This is a genomic window from Streptomyces chiangmaiensis, assembly GCF_036281785.1.
Taxonomy (GTDB): domain Bacteria; phylum Actinomycetota; class Actinomycetes; order Streptomycetales; family Streptomycetaceae; genus Streptomyces; species Streptomyces chiangmaiensis.
In genome coordinates, this window is record NZ_JAYWVC010000294.1 from 1 (window position 1) to 7,369 (window position 7,369).

Annotated in this window: 7 protein-coding genes and 1 tRNA gene; 5 read left to right on the plus strand and 3 right to left on the minus strand. The window is 68.6% G+C overall.

The window, feature by feature from the left end; translation table 11 throughout:
• Positions 1-265 precede the first annotated feature (265 nt).
• Entirely contained in the window at positions 266-517 is a 252-nt protein-coding gene (locus tag VXC91_RS40350; RefSeq protein WP_329512341.1) for a hypothetical protein, read from the minus strand.
• 624 nt (positions 518-1,141) lie between these two features.
• Here VXC91_RS40350 and VXC91_RS40355 point away from each other — a divergent pair.
• Positions 1,142-1,411, plus strand: coding sequence for a hypothetical protein (locus VXC91_RS40355; RefSeq protein ID WP_329512342.1), 270 nt, complete (start codon positions 1,142-1,144; stop codon positions 1,409-1,411).
• Positions 1,412-2,244: 833 nt separating this feature from the next.
• Here the strand turns inward: VXC91_RS40355 and VXC91_RS40360 are convergent.
• The gene (locus tag VXC91_RS40360; RefSeq protein ID WP_329512343.1) at positions 2,245-2,820 is read right to left on the minus strand and encodes a YceI family protein; all 576 of its coding nucleotides are present in this window, start codon (positions 2,818-2,820) and stop codon (positions 2,245-2,247) included.
• Positions 2,821-3,148: 328 nt separating this feature from the next.
• On the opposite strand from VXC91_RS40360, the gene VXC91_RS40365 reads away from it, so the two are divergent.
• Entirely contained in the window at positions 3,149-3,733 is a 585-nt protein-coding gene (locus VXC91_RS40365) for an Rv1733c family protein (protein WP_329512344.1), read from the plus strand.
• Positions 3,734-3,835: 102 nt separating this feature from the next.
• On the opposite strand, the gene VXC91_RS40370 is transcribed toward VXC91_RS40365, so the two are convergent.
• Positions 3,836-3,910: transfer RNA gene (locus tag VXC91_RS40370), tRNA-Gln, on the minus strand.
• A gap of 430 nt (positions 3,911-4,340) precedes the next feature.
• On the opposite strand from VXC91_RS40370, the gene VXC91_RS40375 reads away from it, so the two are divergent.
• The 3 genes from VXC91_RS40375 (at position 4,341) to VXC91_RS40385 (ending at position 7,300) form a co-directional block, all read left to right on the plus strand.
• A complete protein-coding gene (locus tag VXC91_RS40375) occupies positions 4,341-4,811 on the plus strand; it encodes a hypothetical protein (protein ID WP_329512345.1) in 471 nt (156 codons plus the stop codon).
• A 125-nt stretch (positions 4,812-4,936) separates the two neighbouring features.
• On the plus strand, positions 4,937-6,682 hold the full coding sequence (locus VXC91_RS40380; RefSeq protein ID WP_329512346.1) for a S8 family serine peptidase: 1,746 nt from the start codon (positions 4,937-4,939) through the stop codon (positions 6,680-6,682).
• 231 nt (positions 6,683-6,913) lie between these two features.
• A complete protein-coding gene (locus VXC91_RS40385; RefSeq protein ID WP_329512347.1) occupies positions 6,914-7,300 on the plus strand; it encodes a CBS domain-containing protein in 387 nt (128 codons plus the stop codon).
• Positions 7,301-7,369: the final 69 nt, after the last annotated feature.

Sequence of the window (7,369 nt, forward strand, 5' to 3'; positions counted from 1 at the left end):
GCTTCGCCCTCGGCGGGGGGTGCTTCGGCCTCCTCAGCTGAAGTTGTCGTGGTCGTTGTCGTAGTTGTCGTAATGGTTGTTGTGGTTGCTGATTCCTTGGGAGCTTCTACCTCTGTCCCTTCGACCGTAGTCGGCTCCCGCTCGATGTCGCTCACGTGTTCTCTTCCTTCCCGTACTGGCAAGTGGGAAGAGGCTTAAAGCAGTGCCAGACAATGCCTGGCTAAGTAACCATCAGGATTCTCGGAATTCAGTACCCATACTGTCACTAATCACAAGATTTAGTGCTTCCTGAGCGTATGTCTTTGAGACCACTGGTCGGGTGGTCCAAGGGAGTCTCACCCCCGGTGTAGCGGCGATCAAGGTGAAGCTGCAGGTTGCGTCCCTGCCGGCCCATCTCGACGCCGCCGATGACCTGACTGCTCGTCAGGTAGAAGCGGCCGTCGCGACCGCCGTCGTGAGGCCGGGGCCTGGCCTCGATGAAGACCGCGTCCGTCTGCTCTTGAACCTGCAACATCATCGAGGGGTTCCTTGCGCATAGCCCCCGGGGCTGACGGAGGCTCCCAGTCGATTCCCTACGCCAACCCGGTCTGCGCCCGTGACTGTGAGGAGTGCCGGGGGTGGGGGACCGTGGTCAATGGCGAGGGGGAACACGAGCTTTGCCTCAAGTGCCAGAGGGACGTGGTCCAGGCTGAGCCGGACGCACGTTCGCCGCGGGCCCGGGACGAGGGTGTCCGGCCTGGCCGGTCCAGAGGTGTTGACTCGGGTGATTGACGGCACCGTGACTCTGCTCGCGGGCGTGGCGTTGGTCCCGGTGACACGCGCGTCACCGGCGTGACTTGCGGGTTGCCGGTTCTCTTTCCGGTCTGGGACGGGGCTGGACAGGTCAGTTCCGGGAGCGCCCTGTCATGGCCGACAGTCCCTGGTCTTCCTTCTCGGAGTCCAGGGGGTGTCGGCTACGGGTTTCTGAACCCAGTCGTTGTCTCCCGGTGTGGCGATGTTGGAGAGGGTCAGCCTCTCCTCTGTGAAGGCCGCCCGCGCCAGCAAGGGCGCGGTCACTGCGCCGGACTTCCGAAATCCCTCGGACGGATCAAGCCGTGTCTGATCAATGGCGTGATCGTTGTCTCCCGGTAGGAGGGCAGGCATGAGTCACTGGGTGTACGTGCTCTCAGGTTATCCCGATTCCGGGACCTTTCAGCAGCTCGTGACCGAGGGCGAACTGGGCACTGTCGTGGTGCGGGAACGCTCCGGTGGCCGGGGCATCGTGGACGGGTTCGTGCGGGAGAACGTCTACGAGCTGATGATGGTGGCCTGCTTCCGGTGGGTGGCCAGCGGAGAACCGTCCACGGTGATGCCAGCACTGAGGGAGGCTTCCGGACTTCCGCCGACGCCCGACGGGACGTGCTGGCCGTAAGCGTGGGCAGCGGGCCGGAAAACGGCGGTGAAGAACGGGCCCAGCCTGAGATCTGCGATCGGTGCGGGACCATGATCGCGGAGAGGAGGGAGTACGCGTTCGTGCGGGACTCCTCGGCGATCTACTGGCATGACCGGCAGGCGCATGGTCGTCGTGTGCCCGGCCGAGCACCTGGAACAGCTCGTTGGGGAGTACAAACGTCGGCCGTTCGTCGAGGGACGCGACCCGAAGGACCCAGGACAAATCTAACGAGCCGTTAGCCTGCCTCGTCGTCCGACACCCGCCTTGCTTCCCGCCGGCTTCGGAAGTCACTCGATAGGGGTGGCTCCCGTTCTCGTTGCCGATCAAGAACCTGTGAGGAGTCCACTACCTTCACGAACGGAGCAGGTGGCTCATGATCAACCTGCCCGAGTGGCCCTCATTCACCGGTCGAAAACAGCCCGGGCGATGTTCTGGCATTCCGGGGAGGTCAGCGTGGATGAGACGACGGCGAGGGCGCCCACGGAGATCGCGACCATCAGGCAGGATGCGGCCACCAGCGTAGGCCCTTCGCCACCAGCGCCATGCTGGTAACCGCAGGGTTATGTCACTGCTCCACTTGCCCCCGGCCGTGCGGCGTACCTGACAGGCTGTGGCTTCTCCCCTGCTCTGAATCTCGCCGCCGTGCGCCCACGGGCTGGAGACGGCCTTCGCATTCGCAGCGCATCGAGCAGCCGCCCGTCCCGACGTTGCTGTGGCGCGAATGCATCGACACCCGGCATGGTGCGCCGCGCGAGCAGGGACCGCGACCGATCGGCGACTGCAGCCGGAGGGCCGAGCCAGACGGTGGGACCTCAGTGGCCAGGTCCGTTTGCCGGTTCGAGCCGGGTTACATCGAATTCCACCCGGACATCATCGGCCAGCCGTAGTGCGCCCAGAAACGCGGTGTAGGGCTTGATTCCCCAGGTGGACTGCGTGACGGTCGCCCAGCCGCGGACGAGTCCGTCGCCGTTGCCCTTCCCATGTACCGTCACAGGGCGGGTGCGGTCCTTGATGGTGAGCTCCCCGGTGATCTCGAAGGACTGCGGAGTCCCCCTGATGCCAGTGGAGCGGAAGTTGATCACGGGGTGCGCTGCGGTATGCAGCAGGGCCTTGTCCCCCAGGGTCCGTTTGATCTCGGCCCGGTCGGTATCGGTGAGCGGTTTCAGCCCACCCGCTCCCTCCCGGACTTCCAGCGAATCCGCCTCAACGGTCACATTCACCCATGACCTGTCGGGGTCGCCTGCGGCAATCACCGCCTCGCCGGACCACCGGGTTACCTCGATCGTGAGGTCGTGCCCCGCCTTGCGGCCCAGCCCGGCGCGACCAGTCTTGATCAACAATCGGCCGGTCGACGGCCCCAGCCAGTATCTTCCGTCTGTCAGCGTCACAGCGCCCGAGAGTATGGGGCGGAAGCAGCCGAGCGGTCGAGGCAGCGCGGTCGGCGTGTCCCACATTCCACCGCCCCGGCGCGATGGGGCCCGCGGGCACGCTCGGCCGGGCGCTTAAGAGACGGCTGCCCGGCGCCTTGCGCATCGGCTCCCCCATCCTGGCCGGCGCTTCGCGGCTGTGGGACGAGCAGGGTGCCATCGAGTACTCCGAGCGGTGCCTGCCCTACCGGCTGACCATCGGCTGGCCAGGCGGGGCGGCGAGCAGATCCCCCGGGCGCAGCACACTGGAGCTGAGGGCCGCCTTTCCTCTCTCGAGGAGGTGCCGGCGATGATGCGGAGGACACATCGTACGGCGGTGCGCTGCTGGCGCCTGCGGCGCAACCCGCTCCGGCGGCGCAGTGACGTCGTCGAAGCGTGGGTGGTGCTCATCGCGTGGGCGCTCGCCGTCGTGGGCGGTGTGCTGGCCGGCGTGGTGTCCGCGAGCGCGGTCGCGTCGGGCCTTGCCCGGGAGCGGGCCGGGCAGCAGAAGGTTTCGGCCGTCGTCACCCAGGACACGGCGGACGACGGGCCCGCCCGAACGTTGGAATTCCCACAGATACGCGCCACCGTAAGCTGGACGGCACCGGACGGCTCCGTGCACCACCGGGCGGACCCGGGTGCCGCCAAACGCCGGCGTCGGGACCCGCATCACCGTCTGGACCAACGGGCAAGGCGCACTGGTCTCCGCTCCGCTCTCCCCCGCGAAGGCTGCCTTCCGAGCGACGGTCGTGGGCGGGCTGGCCGTGGCAGGCGCGGGCGCCTGGAGCGTACGGTGCGCGCAGTGGCGGCATCGATGCGGGAGAAGATCAGGTCGCTCATCTCGGCGACAGGCCCGAGCCACTGCACTGCGGGCGTGGCCAGGGCGGCCGGGTAGCTGGCCGCGGCATAGTTTGGCCAGCCGGTAGACGTGGAAACCGTGCTCGCGCAGCGGGCCTGCGTGAACCAGTCAGAGCACACGCCCGAGCTGCCTCCGCGCTGGCTGGGATACCAGGACTCAAACCTGAACTGACGGAACCAGAAACCGTCGGGCTGCCAATTACCCCATATCCCAAGTGCCCCGAAGACCGCGGGAGCTCGGCCAGTCGGGTGTTGCCTCACCGCGTAGCGCTGTACGGCCGTGCCTAATCTATGCACGTTCTCCGTGATGCTCGGTGATATGTGCAGGGAGTGTCGTTCAGAATCTTGGAGGTGTGGCGGCGAACAACGCCCGGTGGTCGCCTCATAGCCCCCGGCCGCCGACACCAGACAGTGAGTGTGTGCCGCCCGCACGGTTGTCGGCCACCTCCAGCAGCTCATCCTGCCGCGTCCCCGGCCGGTTCGCCGGTCGCCGGATCCGATCGGGGGGAATCTCCCTTCCGGGCGGCTCGCCCGATTGCGGGCGGAGCGACGTCACCATAGCTTCAGCGCGTCGGAATCATTCTGAAAAAGCCAACATTGTCCTCCCATGTTGGCTTTCCCATGGCATCGAACGGAGAGCATTCATGTCGGTGATGACCGCTACCCCGCCCCTGCAGCAGTTCGGCCAGCAGATCGCCGGGCCGCAGCAGCAGCTCGCGCAGGTGGTCCAGCAGGCGATCCAGCAGGCCTGCCAGCAGGCGAGCCAGCAGGTCGCGCAGCGCATGCAGCAGACGCTGCAGCAGATCCAGCAGGTCCAGCAGCAGCTGCAGCAGCAGGGCCTGGCCCCCCAGGCTCACCCGTACCTGGCTGTCGCGCTGGACCGCACGCTGCGCCAGGGCGTGCGTAGCGCGGTGGAGCAGGCCGTGCAGCAGGCGCTGCCGACCACGATCCTGGCTCTGGTGCAGCAGAGCCAGCCCGGCCAGCAGCTGTGGGGCGGCGGCTTCGGCCAGCCCCAGTTCGGCCAGCAGCCATTCGGCCAGCCGTACCCGCAGCAGCAGTACCAGCAGCCCGGCTTCGGCTTTGGCCAGATCGGTCAGCCCTTCGGCATCGGCTGATGCGAGGCGGCGCGCTGTGTGGTGTGCCCGGGGCTGATTCCCGGGCACACCGCACAGTGCAAGCGCGAGCCGTCATCCAGATCAGAAGCTCACAGACCGATGCAGGCGTGGTGAAGGTGGACGTGATGGTCAAGGACAGGCCCGGAAACAGGCCCCGGAACAACCGCCAGAGTGAAGCGGAGGGTGTGGGGGCCGGCGGGAAGGGCCCCGAGGAGGAGGCGGCGCCGCGTAAGAAGGGTGCACCGTCACCGATCGCGGTACAGCCGCGCCGACGGCGGTTCATGGTGGCACCGCTGCCGCAGCATCTGCTCCCGCCGGGAGTGCCCGAACTGAGCATGGACGTGGTGTGCGACCAGCTGGAGCGGATGCCCGAGGTCACGGTGGTCCGCAGACTCACCCCGTCGGAGAAGCTGCAGTCCACGGGACTGCAGCCCTCCTGCCCCGAACTCGTGGTCGTCGAAGCGGCCGAGGACCAGGTTCCAGCGATGCGGACGCTGCACGTGCACATCGAACCGGACCTGCCGCTGTCCGCAACCGCACCCGCCGCCATGCCGGCAGCAGGGATGCTGCCGCTGCGCGACCCGGGGCTGGTCACACCTCTGGACAAGCCCGTGGAGATCTCGCTGCGCGTGTGCGGCCCGGACGGCGAACCGCTGGCCGCCGCCGGGGTGTTCCTGATCGGAGCGACCTGGCCCAGCCAGGGCATCACCGCCGCCGACGGGACGGTCACCCTGACCCTGGCGACGGAGACCGCACAGTCCATCCAGCACCTGTACGTCCGGCCCATGGGCGACTACACCGACCGCTGGATCCACCGCCCCGACCTGTCGGCGACCCAGGAAAACCTCGTCACCCTCACCCCGCTGGCCAAGGTCTACCCCGGGCTGGAGGAACGCCAGAGTTACGGCTGGGGCCAGCAGGCGATGCGGCTGGACCGGCTACCGCCCACGTACCGCGCCTTCGGCATCAAGATCGCACTCATCGGTACGGGCGTGAGCATCGACCACCCCGACCTGAAGGACCGGGTGCGCTCCGGCGCCGACCTCGTGCGCGACACGAAGGAGGGCTGGGCCCACGACCCGGTCGGCACCGGTACCCACGCGGCTGGCGTCATCGCCGGGGCGGACACCGGCAAGGGCGTCATCGGCATCGCCGTCGACGCCGAGCTCGAGGTCTGCCAGGTGATGCCCGACGGGCATTTCAGCGACCTGATCGCCGGCTTGGACCACTGCATCGAGCGCGAGGTCGACATCGCCCACATCCAGGTGGCAACCCCGTACCCCTCGGCGCTGGTCTCCCGCAAACTCGCCGACGCCACCGCGGCGGGGATCGCCTGCATCGCCCCGGCGGGCGACAACGGCGGACCGGTCGCCTTCCCCGCCTCGCTGCCCACCGTGTTCGCCGTGGGCGCGCTGGGGGCCTTCGGCACCTACCCACCCGACACCTCCCAAGCCACCCACGTGGGGCCGCAGTTGAGCCCGGAAGGGCTGTTCGCCGCGCCCTTCAGCTGCCACGGCCCCGGAGTGAATGCGGCCGCCCCCGGCGTGTCGGTCCTCTCCTGCGCCCCCCGGGGCGGCTACACCGCCCTCGAGGGCACCAGCACCGCCTCCGCCCACGTCGCAGGCCTGGCCGCGCTCGTGCTCGCCCACCACGAGGACTTCCACGGCCAGCTGCAGCCCCGCGGACCCGGCCGGGTGCAGCACCTGTTCGAAATCATCGCCGCCAGCTGCCGCCCACTGGCCGCCCCGGGAACACTGGACGCGGCCCGCACCGGGCGCGGCCTGCCCGACGCCCTCACCGCCCTCGGCCTGGCCCCCGGCACGCAGCTCGCCCCGGCCCTGTCCCCCTTCGCCCCCTCCATGACCGGATAGATCCCTCCTGCGGCCTGCAAAGCCGGACATCCACTGGGGCTACGGCCTCCCGATCGGCGGCGTGTACCGGGGAGGGTGACGGTGGCGTGGTCCCGCAGCCTGTGGCGGGCACCCGCAAGGGGGGAGAGGTTGCCGCCGGGCACGTAGGCGGCGCACGCCGGTGGTATCCGCTGGTGACGGCCCCCGGCCAGGGATCGGCTGATGAGACGTTCGATGGCAAGGGAGGAGCAGGTGGCTCAGCAGGTTCGTGAGGTCATGACCGACCAGCCCCTCGTGGTGGGCCCAAGCAGGTTGGTGCAGCAGATCGCCACCGTGATGCGGGACGAAAATATTGGCGCCGTGCTGGTGGTCGACAACGGCCGACTGCGCGGGCTGGTCACCGACCAGGACCTGATCATGTGCATTCTTGCCGACGGCAGCAACGGGACCAGTCGGACCGTGGCCGAGGCGTGCAGCGGCGAGCTGATCACCGTCGCCCCCGACGACGATGTCGGCAGAGCCGTGCAGCTGATGCGGTCCAAGGCGCTGCGCTGGCTCCCGGTCGTCGACAACGGCCGACCGGTCGGCGTCATCGCCCTGGGCGACCTCACCGCGGAACGCGACCCCGACTCGCCATGACGCCCCAGCGCCCCGACCTCGCTGCGGATCAGCCCGGGCTGGAAACGGACGGCGAGATCGCCGCGGCGT

Bases quoted from the DNA above. Each gene is read 5' to 3' on its own strand.
- VXC91_RS40350 (WP_329512341.1), bottom strand. From the start codon at position 517: ATGATGTTGCAGGTTCAAGAGCAGACGGACGCGGTCTTCATCGAGGCC.
- VXC91_RS40355 (WP_329512342.1), top strand. From the start codon at position 1,142: ATGAGTCACTGGGTGTACGTGCTCTCAGGTTATCCCGATTCCGGGACC.
- VXC91_RS40365 (WP_329512344.1), top strand. From the start codon at position 3,149: ATGATGCGGAGGACACATCGTACGGCGGTGCGCTGCTGGCGCCTGCGG.
- VXC91_RS40375 (WP_329512345.1), top strand. From the start codon at position 4,341: ATGTCGGTGATGACCGCTACCCCGCCCCTGCAGCAGTTCGGCCAGCAG.
- VXC91_RS40380 (WP_329512346.1), top strand. From the start codon at position 4,937: ATGGTCAAGGACAGGCCCGGAAACAGGCCCCGGAACAACCGCCAGAGT.